The 18,104-nt window shown below is 64.3% G+C and carries 17 protein-coding genes; 6 read left to right on the top strand and 11 right to left on the bottom strand.

Features of this window, described 5'->3' with window-relative positions:
- The 6 genes from XH89_RS00170 to murJ form a co-directional block, all read right to left on the bottom strand.
- Entirely contained in the window at positions 1–456 is a 456-nt protein-coding gene (locus tag XH89_RS00170; RefSeq protein WP_057746941.1) for a Fur family transcriptional regulator, read from the bottom strand.
- A gap of 38 nt (positions 457–494) precedes the next feature.
- Positions 495–980: a ribosomal protein S18-alanine N-acetyltransferase gene (gene rimI / locus XH89_RS00165; protein ID WP_194465151.1), complete on the bottom strand. Its 486-nt coding sequence runs from the start codon at positions 978–980 to the stop codon at positions 495–497.
- Complete coding sequence (tsaB, locus tag XH89_RS00160; RefSeq protein WP_194465150.1) at positions 977–1,669, bottom strand: tRNA (adenosine(37)-N6)-threonylcarbamoyltransferase complex dimerization subunit type 1 TsaB; 693 nt, start codon at positions 1,667–1,669, stop codon at positions 977–979. Before tsaB ends, rimI begins: the two co-directional genes overlap by 4 nt.
- Before the next feature lie 156 nt (positions 1,670–1,825).
- A complete protein-coding gene (locus tag XH89_RS00155; RefSeq protein ID WP_194465149.1) occupies positions 1,826–2,395 on the bottom strand; it encodes a NifU family protein in 570 nt (189 codons plus the stop codon).
- Positions 2,396–2,648: 253 nt separating this feature from the next.
- On the bottom strand, positions 2,649–3,701 hold the full coding sequence (trpS, locus tag XH89_RS00150) for a tryptophan--tRNA ligase (protein ID WP_194465148.1): 1,053 nt from the start codon (positions 3,699–3,701) through the stop codon (positions 2,649–2,651).
- 93 nt (positions 3,702–3,794) lie between these two features.
- The gene (gene murJ / locus XH89_RS00145; RefSeq protein WP_194465147.1) at positions 3,795–5,327 is read right to left on the bottom strand and encodes a murein biosynthesis integral membrane protein MurJ; all 1,533 of its coding nucleotides are present in this window, start codon (positions 5,325–5,327) and stop codon (positions 3,795–3,797) included.
- Positions 5,328–5,452: 125 nt separating this feature from the next.
- Here murJ and XH89_RS00140 point away from each other — a divergent pair, with 125 nt between their 5' ends.
- Positions 5,453–6,454: an adenosine kinase gene (locus tag XH89_RS00140; RefSeq protein WP_194465146.1), complete on the top strand. Its 1,002-nt coding sequence runs from the start codon at positions 5,453–5,455 to the stop codon at positions 6,452–6,454.
- A gap of 126 nt (positions 6,455–6,580) precedes the next feature.
- Here the strand turns inward: XH89_RS00140 and XH89_RS00135 are convergent, their stop codons facing one another.
- Both XH89_RS00135 and XH89_RS00130 read right to left on the bottom strand, forming a co-directional pair.
- Positions 6,581–8,287 (bottom strand): AMP-binding protein, encoded by a 1,707-nt coding sequence (locus XH89_RS00135; protein WP_194465145.1) that lies wholly within the window; start codon positions 8,285–8,287, stop codon positions 6,581–6,583.
- Positions 8,288–8,396: 109 nt separating this feature from the next.
- Positions 8,397–9,590 carry a serine hydrolase gene (locus XH89_RS00130; RefSeq protein WP_194465144.1) on the bottom strand — a complete coding sequence of 398 codons (1,194 nt, stop codon included), beginning with the start codon at positions 9,588–9,590 and terminating at the stop codon, positions 8,397–8,399.
- A 339-nt stretch (positions 9,591–9,929) separates the two neighbouring features.
- On the opposite strand from XH89_RS00130, the gene XH89_RS00125 reads away from it, so the two are divergent.
- Positions 9,930–10,250: a hypothetical protein gene (locus XH89_RS00125; protein WP_194465143.1), complete on the top strand. Its 321-nt coding sequence runs from the start codon at positions 9,930–9,932 to the stop codon at positions 10,248–10,250.
- 113 nt (positions 10,251–10,363) lie between these two features.
- Positions 10,364–11,857 (top strand): NAD-dependent succinate-semialdehyde dehydrogenase, encoded by a 1,494-nt coding sequence (locus XH89_RS00120; protein ID WP_194465142.1) that lies wholly within the window; start codon positions 10,364–10,366, stop codon positions 11,855–11,857.
- Between the two features lie 35 nt (positions 11,858–11,892).
- On the opposite strand, the gene XH89_RS00115 is transcribed toward XH89_RS00120, so the two are convergent.
- Positions 11,893–12,438, bottom strand: a complete 546-nt coding sequence (locus tag XH89_RS00115; RefSeq protein ID WP_194465141.1) for a helix-turn-helix transcriptional regulator — start codon at positions 12,436–12,438, stop codon at positions 11,893–11,895.
- A gap of 386 nt (positions 12,439–12,824) precedes the next feature.
- Here XH89_RS00115 and XH89_RS00110 point away from each other — a divergent pair, with 386 nt between their 5' ends.
- The 3 genes from XH89_RS00110 to XH89_RS00100 all read left to right on the top strand — a co-directional run bounded on the left by XH89_RS00110 (position 12,825) and on the right by XH89_RS00100 (position 15,890).
- Positions 12,825–13,712 (top strand): NAD-dependent epimerase/dehydratase family protein, encoded by an 888-nt coding sequence (locus XH89_RS00110; RefSeq protein WP_194465140.1) that lies wholly within the window; start codon positions 12,825–12,827, stop codon positions 13,710–13,712.
- Between the two features lie 11 nt (positions 13,713–13,723).
- A complete protein-coding gene (locus XH89_RS00105; RefSeq protein WP_194465139.1) occupies positions 13,724–14,602 on the top strand; it encodes an MBL fold metallo-hydrolase in 879 nt (292 codons plus the stop codon).
- 202 nt (positions 14,603–14,804) lie between these two features.
- Positions 14,805–15,890, top strand: coding sequence for an SbmA/BacA-like family transporter (locus tag XH89_RS00100; protein ID WP_194465138.1), 1,086 nt, complete (start codon positions 14,805–14,807; stop codon positions 15,888–15,890).
- Between the two features lie 300 nt (positions 15,891–16,190).
- On the opposite strand, the gene XH89_RS00095 is transcribed toward XH89_RS00100, so the two are convergent.
- Positions 16,191–17,105 (bottom strand): phosphoribosylaminoimidazolesuccinocarboxamide synthase, encoded by a 915-nt coding sequence (locus XH89_RS00095; RefSeq protein WP_194465137.1) that lies wholly within the window; start codon positions 17,103–17,105, stop codon positions 16,191–16,193.
- Positions 17,106–17,168: 63 nt separating this feature from the next.
- Entirely contained in the window at positions 17,169–18,086 is a 918-nt protein-coding gene (locus XH89_RS00090) for a pirin family protein (protein WP_194465136.1), read from the bottom strand.
- Positions 18,087–18,104 lie beyond the last annotated feature (18 nt).

Genomic DNA, 18,104 nt, shown 5'->3' with positions numbered 1-18,104 from the left:
TCAAGACGTCGGCTTGTCGTCGTCGAGCGGCACGCAATAGAGCTCGAGGCGGTGGTCGACCAGCTTGTAGCCGAGCTTGCGGGCGATCTCGGCCTGGAGCTTCTCGATTTCTTCCGAGGTGAACTCGATCACCTTGCCGTCGCGCAGGTTGATGAGGTGGTCGTGGTGGCTATCGCGCATCGTCTCGTAGCGCGCGCGGCCCTCGCGAAAATCATGGCGTTCGATGATACCGGCGTCCTCGAACAGCTTGACGGTACGATAGACCGTCGAGATCGAGATCTTGTCGTCGACCGCGACGCAGCGCCGGTACAGTTCCTCGACGTCGGGATGATCGACCGCTTCCGCAAGCACGCGCGCGATGACGCGGCGCTGCTCGGTCATGCGCATGCCGGTGGCGGCACAGCGCGCCTCGATGCCGGTCGCCTTGGATGCCGAAGAGGGTTTAAGTCCGGTCATATCGTATCCGCCTGACGGGGCGTTCTCTGCCATCGATGTTACGACAAGTCACGTCGCATCAGTAGTGCGTTCAATTGTTCCCCGTTGGCCTGCTTATAGTAGCGTTCGCGGCGCCCGACCACCACGAATCCGCCCCGGTCGTAGAGCCGTCGTGCCGGCTGGTTGTTCTCCTCGACTTCCAGAAATATCGTGCGCACGCCGCGTCCGGCGAGGTGACCGAGATGGGTCATCAGCAGCGTGCGGGAGAGGCCGTGGCCGCGATGGGCCGGATCGACCGCGACCGAAAGGATCTCGGCTTCGTCCGCGCCAATCCGCGACACCGCAAAGCCAATCGTCTTGCGCCCCAGGCGCAAGCGATGAATGAGCGTGTTGCGCTCGCTGAGCATGGCTTCGAATTCGCTTTCGCCCCAGCCGCGCGCGAAAGAGGCGCCATGCAGCTGCGCCAGCCGCGCTGCGTCGCGCGCAGTGGCGGGTTCGACGACGGCCGTACCGCCCCGCCACCATTCCGATATCCAGCCCATCATGAGCTGGCGGCGTGCGCAAGCGGCGGCAGCGCGGCCGGTTTTGCATCGGGCGCCTTCAGATAGAACGGCCGAGCCGGATTGGTGCCGGGATTGGCCGCGGCGCCGAGCCATGCGACCCAGCTGATGTCGGGCGCAGGCTGCGCGTCGACCGAAACCGGCTGCGGTCCATTCTTTGGCCAGCGCTCGGCGAGAATCTTGGCGGCATTGCCGACCAGATGCGGCGCACCGAATTGCGAGGCCGCGATCGCCTCGTCGATGGGAGCGATGGCCGGCCGCACCAGCTGGCTGCCGTCGCCGCCGACGATCTGGAAATAGACGTGATCGTGCCGCGCATCGATCGCCGAGATCACCGGCGCCGACCGGCTCTGGCCGACGATGGCGGCCGCATAGGCGGACAAGGTCGTCAGCCCGACGGCCGGCCGCTTGGCCGCAAGGGCAAGACCGCGCGCCGCCGAAATGCCGACGCGCAGGCCGGTGAAGCTGCCGGGACCGACGGTGACAGCGACCCGGTCGAGTGCCGTGAACGCGGCATTGGCCGACTGCATCACGCGCGCGATCATCGGCATCAGCGCCTCGGCGTGGCCGCGCTTCATGAGAAGCTGCTCCTGCGCAAGGAGCTCGCCGGCGTCGGTGTCGAGAACGGCGGCCGCGCATGCTTCCAGCGCGGTATCGATGGCAAGGATCAGCATGTCGCAATCATAGCATTGCCAACCGGATGATGCCCAAGCTTCTTGCCGTCATGGCCGGGCTTGACGCGGCCATCCACGACTTTGCAGCTCCAAAAACGTGGATGCCCGGGACAAGCCCGGGCATGACGGAAACGATCGGTGCGCCGATCGCGCAATTTACATCGGCCGGACTTCGACCACGTCGGGCACGAAGTGCTTGAGCAGGTTCTGGATACCGTGCTGGAGCGTCGCGGTCGAGGACGGGCAGCCCGAGCAGGCGCCCTTCATATTGAGGTAGACGATGCCGTCCTTGAAGCCGCGGAAGGTGATGTCGCCGCCGTCATTGGCGACCGCCGGCCGCACCCGCGTCTCGATCAGGTCCTTGATCATGTCGACCGTCTCGGCGTCGGCTTCGTCGAAGAATTCGTCTTCATCGTCGAGCTCGACATCGCTTGCAGCCGCGCCGTCGGCGAGCAGCGGCGCGCCGGACATGTAGTGCTCCATGATGGCCCCCAGGATCGCGGGCTTGAGCTGCTGCCATTCACCGCTGGTCTTGGTCACGGTGATGAAGTCGGATCCGTAGAACACGCCGGTGACGCCGGGGACCTCGAACAGCTTCTCGGCGAGCGGCGAACGCGTTGCCGCGTCGCGGCTCGAAAATTCCATCGGGCTGCCGTCGGAAACGACGCGGCCGGGAATGAATTTCAGCGTGGCGGGATTGGGGGTGGCTTCGGTTTGAATGAACATGGGTTTCTCCAGACGTCGCCGGTTCAAGGCCGGCGCGTGCTCTCTTCCCTAGCAGATGGCGACGGGGAACGCACGATCAAGGGGCGAAACGGCCGTTCCGCTGTCATTTCAGCGAGTTAGTTGACGGAAATGTATCTGCATCGTCATGGCCGGGCTTGTCCCGGCCATCCATGCCGCTTCGGCTGGGGCCAAAACGTGGATGCCCGGGACAAGCCCGGGCATGACGGTCCTCCGGTCCCGCCGCGCTTAAACTTCAGCGCCGGCGGATGAAGCCGACGATGTCCTTCGAGAGCTTCATGGTCTCGTCCGCGATGGCGCGGGCCCGGTCGGAACCATCGTTCAGGATGGTGTCGATATGGCTGGGATCGGCAACCAGGCGCTTCATTTCGCCGGCGATCGGCGCCAGCTTGGTGACGCACAGTTCCGCCAGCGCGTTCTTGAAGCTGGAGAATTGGCCACCGCCGAAATCCTTGAGCACGTCGGCCTTGGAGCGGTCGGAGAGTGCGGCGAAGATGCCGACGAGATTGTCGGCTTCGGGGCGCGCTTCCAGGCCCCTCTCTTCCGTCGGCAGCGGCTCCGGATCGGTCTTCGCCTTGCGGATCTTCTGCGCGATGGTGTCGGCGTCGTCGGTCAGATTGATGCGCGAATTGTCGGATGGATCCGACTTCGACATCTTCTTGGTGCCGTCGCGTAAGGACATCACGCGCGTCGCCGGGCCGGTGATGAAAGGTTCCGGCAGCGGGAAGAACAGGCCGTCATTGACGCCGTGGCTGCGGATGGAATCGCCGAAATCATTGTTGAACTTCTGGGCGATGTCGCGCGAGAGTTCGAGATGCTGCTTCTGGTCCTCGCCAACAGGAACGTGGGTGGCGCGGTAGAGCAGAATGTCGGCAGCCATCAGCACGGGATAGTCGTAGAGCCCGACCGAGACGTTCTCGCGATCCTTGCCGGCCTTCTCCTTGAACTGGGTCATGCGGTTCAGCCAGCCTAGGCGCGCGACGCAGTTGAAGATCCAGGTGAGTTCGGCGTGGCCCGAGACCTGACTCTGGTTGAACACGATGTGCTTCTTCGGATCGATGCCGCTGGCGATGAACGCTGCCGTCACCTCTCGGGTGACGCGCGCGAGCTCGGTCGGTCCGCCCCAGACGTCCACGCCTTGCGTGATCGCGTGCATGTCGACGACGCAATAGATGCAGTTGTGGGTTTGCTGCATTTTCACGAAGTTGACGATCGCGCCGAGATAGTTGCCGAGGTGCAGATTGCCCGTCGGCTGGACGCCCGAAAAAACCCGTTCAACGAATGCCATGGTCAGTTTTCCTGAGAGGTCGCCGGCCGTCGTTTCCAACAGCGGCGCTGCTCCGTCAAGGGCAATTCGATAGGACCCGCGCGGGCCTCGCGGTCAGGCCGGCCGCTTCAGGGCGGCAGCCACCTCGCGCCAGGAGGCGGCGCCGAGGATTTGCAGGAGCACGCCATAGATTGCGATCCCGGCCGCGATCTGCAGACCCAGCACAATGAAGCGGATCAGGCCATGGGCCTCGGTGGGCATCAGGCCCGTGCTCAGCAAGAGCAGGGCGCCCATGGCAGCAGCGGCGAGCACGATCCGCGGCAGCCGCTTGCGGGCGGCGCTGTCGACCGAGAAGCCGAATTCACGGCTGCCCTTGCGGAGCAGCGCGAGCGCGCTGCTCCATGCCCCGGCCGCGATGCTTGCGGCGATCCCGCTTGCGCCGAAGAAGTGCCCGAGCAGGACGGCGAGGGCGACCGCGACCACAAACCCTTTGGCCGTAGCTAGCAGCGGCGTCATCGTGTCACTTCGGGCATAGAAGGCCGGCGACAGCGCCTTGATCAGCACATGCGCCGGCAACCCCAGCGCCAGCCACATCAGCGCGCGTGCGGTGGCGGTGCTGTCTTCCGCGCCAAACGCACCATGCTCGAACAAAAGTCGCACGATCGGCTCAGCCAGCACGGCAAGGCCGAGCGTCGCCGGCAACGCGAGTCCGGTCGCAAGTTCCAGCGCGCGCGATTCCGCGTGCGCGACGGCGTCGCGATCGCCGTTGCCGACCGCGCGCGTCAACTCCGGCACCAGCACCGTGCCCATGGCGACGCCGACGATGCCGAGCGGCAGCTCGATCAGGCGGTTGGCGAAATAGAGCCAGGATACGGCGGATGGCGTTGCGGAGGCGATGATCGCGCCTGCCACCATCAGCCATTGCGGGCCCGAGCTTGCGATCATGCCGGGGATCGCCTTGGCAAAGAAGCCGCGCATCCCCTTGTCGAGGCTTGCGCGCAACGGCGTCGCCAGACGCGCGCTTCGCTGTGAGGCTAACATCGCGAGTTGCAGCAATCCGGCGATCCCGACGGTGGCGGCCAGCATCCACGCGGCAAAGCCAGCATCGGCGTGCCAGACGAGCAGCATCGCGATGGCCGCAATCAGAGCGATGTTGAACAGCAATGGTGAGAACGCCGTGAGCGCAAATTTCCCTTGCGCGTTCAACAGTCCCATCAGTACCGTGACCGGGCCAGCAAACGCGAGATAAGGCAGCATCAGCCGCGCGTTCTGCACGGCCAGATCAAGCGTGGGACGTCCGACGAAGCCCGGCGCGATGACCATGATGATCAGCGGCATGAGCAGCGCAATGCCGATCGAGATCGCGATCAGCGCCGCGCTGACTGTGCCGAGCACGCGTCCGGCAAACGCGGAGGCAGCCTCCGCGCCATCGCGGTCCCGGACGCGCAGCCAGGCCGGGATCAGGGCTGCATTCAGGGCCCCTTCGCTGAGCAGTCGGCGCACCACATTGACGAGCTGGAACGCCGCCAGAAACGCATCGGCCACCGCGCCGGTGCCGAGCAGCGCCGCGATCAGGGAATCGCGGGCAAAGCCGAGGAGACGCGAGGCCAGTGTTCCCGTCGAGACGGTCAGGAAGGAGCGGATCATTGCGCGTGTATAATACCGTTGCTTGCCCGCAAAGCCCGGGTCGTGATAGGCCGCGGGCCAGATTTGAGGCCGACAGGAAGCGGATTTCCGTAAGGTTCGCAATCCGGCAAACAGGATCAAGGTGAATGGCTGACGTGAAATATGACGTTCTCGGCATCGGCAATGCGCTGTTCGACGTTCTGGTCCGGACCGATGAAGCCTTTTTGGTCAAGCACGGCATGGTCAAGGGCAGCATGTCCCTGATCGACGAGGCACGGGCCGCGGCCATTTACAACGACATGGGCCCGGCGACGGAAGTCTCGGGGGGATCGGCCGCCAACACCATCGTCGGCATCGGTAGCCTGGGGGCGCGTGCCGTTTATGTCGGCAAGGTCAAGGACGATCAGATCGGCAAGCTCTATGTCCATGACATCCGCGCCGCCGGCGTTGCCTTCAACACGCCGCCCGCGAAGGACGGCCCCGCCACCGGCTGCTCCTACATCCTGGTGACCGGCGACGGCGAGCGTACCATGAACACCTATCTCGGTGCGGCGCAGGATCTGTCGCCCGCCGATATCGATCCGGCCGAGATCGCGGCTGCCAAGATCGTCTATCTCGAAGGCTATCTCTGGGATCCGCCGGGCGCCAAGGAAGCCTTCCTCAAGGCCTCCAAGGTTGCGCACGAGGCCGGCCGCAAGGTGGCGTTGACGCTGTCGGATTCCTTCTGCGTCGGCCGCTATCGCGATGAATTTCTGGGATTGATGCGTGACGGCATCGCCGACATCGTGTTCGCCAACGAGTCCGAGCTGCACTCGCTCTACGAGACCTCCGATTTCGACACCGCGCTCAAGCAGCTGCGCAGCGACGTCAAGCTCGGCGTGGTCACCCGCAGCGAAAAGGGCTGCGTGGTGGTGACGCCGACCGATGCCGTCGCAGCGCCGGCCTCGCCGGTCACGCAGCTGGTCGACACCACCGGTGCCGGCGATCTGTTCGCGGCCGGCTTCCTGTACGGCCTTTCGCGCGATCTGTCGCACAAGCAATGCGGCGAGCTCGGTGCGCTGGCTGCGGCGGAAGTGATCCAGCATATCGGCGCGCGTCCCCAGGTGTCGCTGAGGGAGCTGGCCCAGCAGCGCGGGCTGACGGTTTAGTCGTCGTCTCTCCCCTCGTCATTGCGAGCGAAGCGAAGCAATCCAGCTCCTCCGCGGAGGCATTCTGGATTGCTTCGTCGCAAGAGCTCCTCGCAATGACGATGTGGCGACGCGGTGGCTCTCACCTCACGCCGTCTTCGCCGCCTTCAACCCCAGCCGCTGCTCCACGGCATCCCGCATCACGAATTTCTGGATCTTGCCGGTCACGGTCATCGGGAATTCGTCGACGAACTCGACATAGCGCGGGATCTTGTTGTGAGCGATCTGACCGTCGCAGAAGGCGCGGACTTCTTCGGCGGTCAGCGTCTCACCCGGCCTGACGCGGATCCAGGCGCAGAGCTCCTCGCCATAGCGGGTATCGGCGACGCCGAAGATCTGCACATCCTGGATCTTGGGGTGACGGTAAAGGAATTCCTCGATCTCGCGCGGATAGAGGTTCTCGCCGCCGCGGATCACCAGGTCCTTGATGCGCCCGACGATGTTGCAATAGCCCTCGTCGTCGATGGTGGCGAGGTCGCCAGTATGCATCCAGCCGGCGACGTCGAGCACGTCGCCGGTCTTTTCCTTCTCCTCCCAATAGCCCAGCATGACGCTGTAGCCGCGGGTGCAGAGCTCGCCGCGTTCGCCGCGCTTGACGATCCGTCCCTCGAGATCGACGACCTTCACCTCGACATGCGGGTGAATCCGCCCGACGGTGGAGACGCGCCGCTCGAGCGGATCGTCGGTGGCGCTCTGGAAGCTGACCGGGCTGGTCTCGGTCATGCCATAGGCGATGGTGACCTCGCGCATGTTCATTTCGGTGTTGACGCGCTTCATCACCTCGATCGGGCAGGGCGCGCCGGCCATGATACCGGTGCGCAGCGATGTCAGGTTGAACGTCTTGAACTCGGGATGATCGAGCTCGGCGATGAACATGGTCGGCACGCCATAGAGCGTCGTGCATTTCTCCTGCTCGATCGCGCGCAGCGTCGCGAGCGGATCGAAGCCCTCGCCGGGATAGACCATGGTCGCCCCGAGCGTGACGGAGGCGAGGTTGCCCATTACCATGCCGAAGCAATGATAGAGCGGCACCGGAATGCAGATGCGATCCGCTTCAGTCAGGCGCATCGCGCGTCCGGTGAAATAGCCGTTGTTGAGGATGTTGTGGTGGGTCAGCGTCACACCCTTGGGCGAGCCGGTCGTGCCGCTGGTGAACTGGATGTTGACGGGATCGTCGAACTGCAGCGCGGCGCCGAGTGCGGCAAGCTGCTCGCGATGCTCCGCTCTGCCCATGCGCGCGACCTCTTCGAAGGGGATCGTGCCTGGCGCTGAAGGACCGCCGATCTGGATCACCATTCGCAGGGCCGGCAGCCGCGTCGCGCGCAACTGGCCGGGCCTCGCGCTTGCAAGCTCCGGCAGCAGCGTGTTGAGCATCTCCATGTATTGGCTGGTCTTGAACGCCGTCGCGGTGACGATCGCGGCGCAGCCGACTTTCTTCAGCGCGAACTCGAGCTCGCTGAGCCGGTAGGCGGGATTGATCGTCACCAGGATCAGGCCGGCCTTGGCGGCGGCGAACTGGGTCAGCGTCCATTCCGGCCGGTTCAGCGACCAGATCCCGATCCGCTCGCCGCGCTCGAGGCCAAGCGCGAGAAAGCCGGCGGCAAGCGCATCGACGCGTTCGGCGAATTCGGTCCAGGTCCATCTCACGCCGTGGCTGGGCGAGACCAGCGCCTCGCGATTACCCCAGCGCCGCACCGCGTGATCGAGGCTGCGACCGATGGTGTCGCCGAGCAGCGGCGTGTCCGAGATGCCGCACACATAGCTGTCGGCCTTGCCTGCAAGATCGTTCGCCAAGTTCGTCTCCTCAAACCTTATCGCCTCGTGCCCGAAGCCGACGGCTTTCGGGCACGAGGTTATCCTTTGCCGGGAGAGCGCGCGATGCTGCGCGCCTCATACTAAGGGGTTACGCCGCCTTTTGCCCGCTTCCGGCATCGAGCCCGGCATAGACGCCGCGCTCGAATCCCGCAAACGCCTGCAGGCATTTCGCATCCGCAAACGGCAAGAGCTGCATCAGGATCACGCCGGTGACATCGCGTGCCGGATCGATCCAGTAATAGGTGTTGGCGAGGCCTGCCCAGGCGAGGCTGCCGGCGCTGCGCCCCTCCGCGGTCTTGGCGGTGTTGATCATGAAGCTGAGGCCCCACTTCTTCACCTGATCCGGGTAGAGATCGACGTCGTTGGTGTAAGGTGGCGCCGCCGTCGTCATCTTGGTCATGTTGAGATCGCCCATCTGGTTTTGTCCCATCATGGCGATCGTTTCTGGCTTCAGCACCTGGTTGCCGTTGCCGCGGCCCTTGTTCAGGATCATCTGCGTAAATTTGATGTAGTCGCCCGCGGTCGAATAGAGGCCACCGCCACCCATGTGGAATTCCGGGGTCTGCTCGAGCTCGAACGGCATAGCGGCAAGCTGGCCGTCCTCGCCGCGGGCATGCATGCCGACGAGGCGCTTGCGCATGTCGTCGCTGATCTTGAAGCCGGTGTCGCTCATGCCGAGCGGCGCGAACATATGGTCGCGCAGGTAGGCATCGAGCCGCTTGCCGCTGGCGGCCTCCACGGCCTTGCCGACGAAATCGATGTTGGTGCCGTATTCCCAGCGCGTGCCAGGATCGGTCATCACGGGGGCCTTCAGCGCGGCGTTCAGGCAGGTGATGATCCCGGGCGTGCCTGTTTTTTCCATGTAGCGCGCGAATTCGCCGTTCCACATGTCGTAGCAGAAGCCCGCCGTGTGGGTCATGAGGTGGCGCAGCGTGATCGCACTCTTCGCCGGCCGCAGTTTTGGCTCGCCCTTGGCGTCAAAGCCTTCCAGCACTTGCGGATTGGCGAGGTCGGGCAGCAGCGATCCGATCGGCGCATCGAGCGACAGCTTGCCCCGCTCGACCAGCTGCATCGCGCCCGCTGATGTTACCGCCTTCGTCATCGAGGCGATCCAGAACACGCTATCTGCAGTCATCGCATCGGGCTTGGACAGGTCGCGCTTGCCGAACGCGCCCTGATACAGAATCTCGCTGCCGCTGGCGGCGATCGCGACAACGCCGGGAATCTCCTTGGCATCGCATGTCTTGCGCAGAATCTCGTCGATCTGGGCTTTGCTTTGCATCAGCGTTTCCTCCGGTTTGATTATTGTTGGAAGTGTTCGGATTGTCCTCCTGCAGGTCGCGCGCGGCAAGCGTGGCGATATGCATCCTGTGGTCGCGATGTCGTGACTTGACGGTCTGCACTCCGCGCGGGACGACTGATCTGCAACACTTCATCACAATCTGCGGTGGATGGCCGCAACTGCCCGTGACCTTGGATGGACTCAGGCGATATGTTTCAGGTGTTTGAAGCATTTGAAACATTTTGTGCGTTGCGGCGTTCAGCTCCCCGCCCGATCGGCGGCTGACGTCAAGACTTGAAGCAAATTTGGCGGTCCCAGCGGCCGCGAGGGGACTCAAAGATGATTTCGACCTGGAGCGAATGGAAGCGCTATCCCCGTCCCGGACGGGGCGACAATCTGGAAGCGCCGATCTCGCCCGGCATTTACGAGGTTCGGATCGCCGGATCAGGCGCGCTCTATTCGTTCGGCGCGGTCGACAATCTGGCCCAGTCGCTGGCGCAGCTCCCGGTCGGCTCGAAATCCTGGTTCGGCCGCCGCAACCCGTCCGACGTACCCGATCTCGAATACCGCACCTGTGCGACCTCCTCGAAGGCCGACGCCAAGGCCGCAGCAGAACGCATGATCGGCCGCCGCGAGACCTATATGAGCGGCGCGGCGTAACGACCCCGCTGTCAGTTTAACTCCCATCAGCTGTGCGTTGCGGGACGGTGCATTGCGCATCTGGTGTCCCTATATTCCGGGCCGAATCCGATCGCCCCCGAGGGAGTAACGCCATGACCCCGACCGCCGCTGCACGCGCCCAGCACGCCACCGCCACCCTGCGTGACCGGTTGAAGGACCCGGCGCTGCTGAAGGAGGCCTGCTACATCGATGGCGCCTGGGTCGGCACGCCGGTCTTCGCGGTGAACAATCCCGCGACGGGCGTCGAGATCGCAAAGGTCCCGCAGCTCGGGGCTGATGACACCATCAAGGCGGTCGAAGCCGCCCAGCGTGCGTTCCCCGCCTGGGCCAAGCACACCGCCAAGCAGCGCTCCAACATCCTGCGCAAATGGTTCGAGCTGATCATCGCCAACCGTGAAGACCTCGCGCTGATCCTCACCTCCGAGCAAGGCAAGCCGCTGTCGGAAGCGCTCGGCGAGGTCGACATCGGTGCCGCCTATATCGAGTTCTTCGCGGAGGAAGCCCGCCGCGTCTATGGCGAGACCATTCCGACCCAGCGGCCCGATGCGCGGTTGCTCGCGATCAAGCAGCCGATCGGCGTCTGCGGTGCCATCACGCCGTGGAACTTCCCGAACTCGATGATCACGCGCAAGGTGTCGCCGGCACTGGCCGCGGGCTGCACCGTGGTGCTCAAGCCCGCCAACGAGACGCCTCTCTCGGCCCTGGCGCTGGCCGTGCTCGCCGAGAAGGCCGGCATTCCCAAGGGCGTGCTCAACATCATCACCGGTGATGCGCCGCCGATCGGCAAGGTGCTGTGCGAGCATCCGGCGGTACGCTTCGTCGGCTTCACCGGCTCGACCGCGGTCGGCAAGATCCTCTATCAGCAGGCCTCGGTCGGCGTGAAACGGCTCGGCCTCGAGCTCGGCGGCAATGCGCCGTTCGTGGTGTTCGACGATGCCGACATCGATGCTGCAGTCGAGGGCGCGATCGTCTCGAAATATCGCAACATGGGCCAGACCTGCGTCTGCGCCAACCGCATCTACGCCCAGGACAGGATCTACGACGAGTTCGTCAAGAAGCTGTCGGCGAAGGTCGCGGCGATGAAGATCGGCGACGGCACCGAGACCGGCGTCACGCAAGGGCCGCTGATCAACATGAAGGCGATCGACAAGGTCGAGCGTCACATTGCCGATGCCGTCAAGCGCGGCGCCAAGGTCGTGACCGGCGGCAAGCGCAGCGAGCTCGGGCGCTCCTTCTTCGAGCCGACCGTGCTTGCCGACGTCAAGCCGGACTCGCTGGTATCGCAGGAGGAAACCTTCGGCCCGCTCGCTCCGGTGATCCGCTTCAAGGACGAGGCCGACGTCATCGCGATGTGCAACGCCTCGCCCTTTGGCTTGGCGTCGTACTTCTACTCCCGCGATCTCGGCCGCGTCTGGCGCGTCGCCGAAGCGCTGGAGTCGGGCATGGTCGGCGTCAACACCGGCCTCATCACCACCGAAGTCGCGCCGTTCGGCGGCGTCAAGGAAAGCGGCCTCGGACGCGAAGGCTCGCGTCACGGCATGGAAGAATATGTCGAGATCAAATACGTGATGATGGCGGGGGTGTAGTCCCTGGTCATCCGGGCTACGCTATCACGCAAGCATCAGTTCTTGCTTCGACGCAGCTCACCGGGACTGCGCCCGAATTCGCGGCGCATCCACTTGGCCAGGTGAGACTGATGCGAAAACCCCGCTTCCAGGGCGATGTCGCTGAGCTTGCGGTCGCCCTGGAGGAGCAACTGACGTGCGTGCTCCAGCCGTCGTTGCAGGACGTAGTGGTGCACGGTGATGCCCATGGCCGCCTTGAACCATGCCCTCAAATGCGAGCTGCTGACGCCGGCCTCGCGGCAGAGAATGTCGACAGTGAGAGGCTGGTCCAGGTTCTCGTCGACATAGGCGGCGATCCTCTGGAGTTGCGCGCCTGAGAGACGCGTGGCTTGGCGCGGCGCATCATCTGCCAGTCCAAGCAGCTCGACCGCCAGGGCCATTCCGACATTCTCGGCGAACAGCGGGCCGCTCGGCGAGCCTGCCTTCATGTCGCTTTCGAGCGCCTGTCCGAGCAGGATAATGCGGTCATTTCGCAGCATGTGATGCGTACCCAGCCGGACTGACGTCAATCGTCCTGCCTTCGACGCGGCATGATCAAGCATGCGGGGCGCGAGCCGGATCTGAAGCGACCGATAGGGCGTCTCTGCAACGAAGCCTGCAGTCGTGCCCGAGGGGATCAGATCGATATCGCCGGCGTGACGCAAATGTGCTTCGCCGGACGCGAGGCAACGGGAGCGCATGGTGGGTGTGAGATGGATGATGATCCGGTGGTCGCCGATCGGTTCGAGGGCAACCGGATCGGACTCCGTTCGGGTGGCCGCGGCGATGCTCCCGACCGATGATGACGCCGAACTCGATCTCGCACGCATGGCCGGGCTCCCGAATGGCTTGGCGGAACGTGCTCGGTATTTGGCGCATCGTGCGCGATTTTCAACGGTTCAGGCGTCAAAGAACTCACCTGTCGCTTCGTGACGAACGAGGAGGTTAAGTGAGTCATTACGTGGTTGTCGGAGCCGGCCCGGTCGGGCGCGAAACCGCGCGCCTTCTGGCGGAGGAGGGACATAGCGTCATCCTCACGAGCAGGAGCGCCGGGTCGCTCGATGCAGGAGCTGTGCGTACGGTGTCGTCGGATGCCACGGACGCTGCGCAGTTGGCCGCGCTCAGTAAGGGCGCGGATGCGATCTTCATGTGCGCCATGGCGGCCTATCATCGGTGGCCGACCGATTTCTTTCCCATCATGGATGGAACGGTCAAGGCGGCCGAGCAGGTTGGGGCGAGACTGCTCGTGGCCGGAAATGTCTACAGCTATGGTGCTGGAGCTGTGAGCCCTCTCACTCCGGATCTGGAACCGGACCCGACCAGCCGAAAGGGTACGACCCGCCACATCATGTGGCAGCGCGCATTGGGATCGAACGTTCCTGCCATCGAGATCCGTGCCAGCGACTATCTGGGCAAAGGCGCGGTCACGTATTTCTCGCTGCTGGCACTGCCATCGCTGCTCAAGAATGAGCCGGTCGCTTTCCTCGGCGATCTCGACGCGGCGCATGCATGGAGCTTCACCAGGGACACCGCGAAGACGCTGGTCGCGGCGTCGCGCTACACCGGAGAGTGGGGCCGTGCCTTTCACGCGCCGTCGCAGTCGGCGTCCGTGCGCGAACTGGTGCAAAGATTCGCGGCCGCGCTGAAGATCGACAATCCGAAGCTGCTTAGCCTCACCTCGATCGATCTCGAAGGCATCGGCTTCGGTGAAGCCGTCGAGATGTCCTATCTGTTCGAAAAGCCGCTGCTGCTCGACGCCAGCGAGACGGAGAAACTGCTGAGGATCACCGCCAGCAGCCTGGACGCGATGGTGCATGACACCCTCGCAGTGCAATGAAGGACGATGGCATGACCAATTCGAACCAATGGCAAGCACCCGGCCTGAACCGGCGGAAAATCGGCGACTACATCGTCACCGGGATCGTCGACGGCTTCGTTGTTGCGCCGTTCGACCTCCTATCCGGAATGCGACCTGATGAGGCCATGCGCATGACGGTGGCAGCAAGCCGTCCTCCGTCATCTGCGATCACCGTCAGCGCCTATCTGATCGAGGGAAGAGGCCGGACCATCCTGGTGGATGGCGGTAGCGGCGGCATCAATGGCTGGGGCGGCCGGCTGCAGGCCTCGCTTGCCGCGGCCAACGTCAACCCGCTCGCCATCGACCAGATCCTTCTGACCCATGCTCATCCGGACCACATCGGAGGTCTCGTCGGCGTCTTGCCCTCGGCGCCCCTGTTTCCGAACGCCCAGCTCGTGATGCACGAAGCCGAGTTCGCGTTCTGGACAGACGACGCCAACCTCAATCTGGCCCCGGATGCGATCAAGCCGTTCTTTCAAGCCGCCCGTGCCGTCTTCGAGGCCTATGGCGCGCGACGCCGGACGGTCAGCGCAGGGCAAGTCGCGCCCGGCATCGTGATCGACCATCTTCCTGGCCACACCCCGGGACACAGCGGCTATCGAATCGATGACGGCGGTGCGTCGCTGTTGATCTGGGGCGACATCGTTCACTATCCGGATATTCAGGTGCCGAGGCCGGACGTGACGATTGCGTTCGATGTGGATCAGGCGGCGGCCGCAGCGACCCGAAAGAAGGTGCTGGATCGCGTGTCTGCGAGCGGGGAGCTCGTCGCCGGAATGCACCTGAATTTCCCGGGCTTCGCGCGGCTATCGAGGAAGGGCGAGTCGTTCGAGATCCGTCATGAGCCCTGGTCTGCGGAGCTCATCTGAGGCGCTCCTTCGTCGTCCTGGCGAAGGCCAGGGCCCATTACCTGAGGTCAGCCGTTCGACCATGACGAAGCGTTGGAGTGATGATGGCGGGGGTGTAGCCGCCGGCGTCGCTTGACGCAGGTCAAGAGGCCTCGGGCAAGACGCCGTAATTTGGCGTGAGCGGCATCATAGGGTGGTGCACACGCAGGATTGCGGCTCGCGAATGCTGACGAGGACCTCTTTCGCTCCGGGTGAGAAGCGGCTGCTCGGCCGCTTCTGGCAAAGTGCTTCAGGGTATTGGCGAGGCTCCACCGCCTGGGTCGCATGGGCCCTGGTCCTCGGCTTGGTCGTCAATGTGATCCTGCAACTTCTGACGCAATACGGCCTGAACTTCTGGAATCGGGACTTCTTCAACGCCATCGGCCGCAAGGATCAGGCGGCACTCCTGTACCAGGCGCTGCGGTTTCTGCCGCTGGCGGCTGCGAGTATCGCCTTGACCGTATTCTCGGTGTGGGCGCGCATGACCCTGCAGCGCTCCTGGCGCGAGTGGCTGAGCAACCGCCTCTACGACGATTGGCTGGGTGGTTCTCGCCTTGCCGGGTCGGGTCGCCTCGCCGGACACCACGAGGCGCCGGAATATCGCATCGCCGATGACGCCAGGGTCGCGACCGATTTGCCGATCGATCTTGCCACCGGGCTGCTTCAGTCCTTGCTCACGATCGGCACGTTCATCGGCGTGCTATGGTCCGTCGGCGGCAGTTTGCAGGTTCGTCTCGACGGCCTGGACTTCACGATTCCCGGTTATCTCGTCCTCGCCGTGATCGCGTATGCCGCGCTGCTCGCGCTCGGCATCTGGTTGACAGCCGGCCACCTGACGCGCGTCATCGAGGAGAACAAGCGCATGGAGGCCGAGCTGCGGGCGATCGGAACGCATGTGCGCGAGAGCGGTGAGGGGAAGATCGTTTCCGAGGATCGATCGAATGGACGACACGCCGTCGTGTCGGCGTTGAAGGCCGTGATCGCGATCTGGCGCATCTATTGCTGGCAATTGATGCGGATGACGCTGGTGACATATACCAGTCTTCTGGTCACGCCGGTGATCGGTCTCTTGCTGTGTCTTCCCAAATACCTGACCGATGCGATGACGCTTGGCGAAGTGGTTCAGGCCTCGGCTGCCTTCGTCGTCGTGCAGACCGCGTTCAACTGGTTCACGGACAACTACGCCAAGCTTGCAGAATGGACCGCCTCCGCCAACCGGGTTGCCGAACTTATGCTCGCCATGGACGAGGATCAGGCGGTCCAGGCTTAGAGCATCGTCCGCAAAATGTGCGGAGCGGTTTTCCGGACAGCACTGCACGCGATCGAGAGACCTCGCGGTATGGGTCCCGGCCTGCGCCGGGACGGCAGCAGAGGGCTTGGCGGGTAGTGCTTGAGAGGCACGCGCGACCCTCTTCGATCAACCACCCGCGGATGTCGGCACTCACCGCACTGCTCCCCACACGTCATTGCGAGCGCGGCGAAGCAATCCAGGTTGTCGCCGCGGAGGGATTCTGGATTGCTTCGTCGCAAGAGCTCTTCGCAATGACGGAGTGTGCGGCAGCGGCTGGGGCTAGATCTTGAGTTCGCGACCCGTCACCCGCCGATACGCCTCCAGGTACCGCTTGCTGGTTGCGTCCACGACGGTTGCGGGGAGTGGCGGCGGCGGGGCGTCGCCGTTCCAGCGGCCGGCGCGGCGCTCGGCGTCGAGATAATCGCGCAAGGGCTGCTTGTCGAAGCTCGCCTGCGGCTGGCCGGGCTTGTAGGCATCGACCGCCCAGAAGCGCGACGAGTCCGGCGTCATGACTTCGTCGATCAGGATGATGCGGCCGTCCTTGTCGCGGCCGAACTCGAACTTGGTGTCGGCGATGATGATGCCCTGCTCGCGCGCCAGCTCTTCGCCGAGCGTGTAGATCGCGCGCGTCATGCTTTCGAGCGTGTAGGCGACGTCGTCGCCGACGACCTCGCGCATCTTCGCGATGGTGATGTTCTCGTCGTGGCCGGTCTCGGCCTTGGTCGCCGGGCTGAAGATTGAAGGCTCGAGCTTCTCGCTCTCGACGAGACCTGCCTTCAGCTTCTCGCCCGCCAGCGTCCCGCTCGCCGCATATTCCTTCCAGGCCGAGCCGGAAAGATAGCCGCGGATCACGCATTCGATCGGGAAGACGGTGGTGCGGCGGGACAGCATGGCGCGGCCGAGAATCTCGGCGCGATGCGGCTTCAACGCCGGCACGGCTGCGATGATCTCGTCGGTGTCGGCGCTGATCATGTGATGCGGCACGATGCCTTCGAGCTTGTTGAACCAGTAGGCGCTGATCTGGGTCAGCACCGCGCCCTTCATCGGGATGGTCTCGGCCATCACGACGTCGAAGGCGCTGATGCGGTCGGTGGTGAGGAGCAGCAGGCGGTCGTCGTCGACGGCGTAGATATCGCGCACCTTGCCGCGGCCGATCTTGGTCAGGGGCAGGTCGCTGGAGAGCATCGTGGTCATCGGCACAGCTTTCGGAAAGAATATTCGGCCGCACCTGATGGCGCGACCGGACACCGGATTAGCTTATTCCGGCAGCGGAATGAACTCATGTTCCTGAGGAACCGCGGCGAAGCGGCCGGTTTTCCAGTCCTGCTTGGCCTGCTCGATCCGCTCCTTGCTGGAGGAGACGAAATTCCACCAGATGTGGCGCGGGCCTTCCAATGCATCGCCGCCGAGAAACATCATTCGCGTGGCCTTGAGCGCCTTCACGGTGATGCGGTCGCCAGGGCGGAAAATCAGCAGCCGCGGCCCCTCGTAGCGCTCATTTGCGATCTCGACCTCGCCGTCGACGATATAGATCGCGCGTTCCTCATGATCGGGGTCGAGCGGCACGCTCGCGCCGGCGGCGGCCGTGACCTCGGTGTAGAACCAGGGTGACACCATCGTGACGGGCGAGGCGATGCCGAACGACGAGCCCGCGATCACCCGCGCGGTAAAATCGCGCTCCGAGATCATTGGCAGATCGCCGGCCGCATAGTGCTGGAACGACGGCGCGATCTCTTCGGATCCGGCCGGCAGCGCGATCCAGCTCTGCAGGCCGAGCATCTGCTGGCCCGAAGCGCGCTGCGCATCCGGCGTGCGCTCGGAATGCGCGATGCCGCGGCCGGCGGTCATCAGATTCATCGCACCGGGCGCGATCTCCTGCACGTTGCCCTCGCTGTCGCGATGCATGATGGACCCGTCGAACAGATAGGTGACGGTGGCCAGCCCGATATGCGGATGCGGCCGCACGTCCATGCCCTTGCCGGAGACGAACTGCACCGGGCCGAAATGGTCGAAGAAGATGAAGGGGCCGACCATCTGCCGCTTGCCATGCGGCAGCGCCCGCCGCACCTCAAATCCGTCGCCGAGATCGCGGGTGCGCGGCACGATGACGAGATCGAGCGCGTCGCAGGACATGGGATCGCCCAGCACGGGATCGTTGGAGGGTTGCCAGCTCATGGTGAACTCCTGTTCCTT

This window comes from Bradyrhizobium sp. CCBAU 53340, assembly GCF_015291645.1.
GTDB lineage: Bacteria > Pseudomonadota > Alphaproteobacteria > Rhizobiales > Xanthobacteraceae > Bradyrhizobium.
This window is presented reverse-complemented; position numbering and strand designations above follow the sequence as displayed.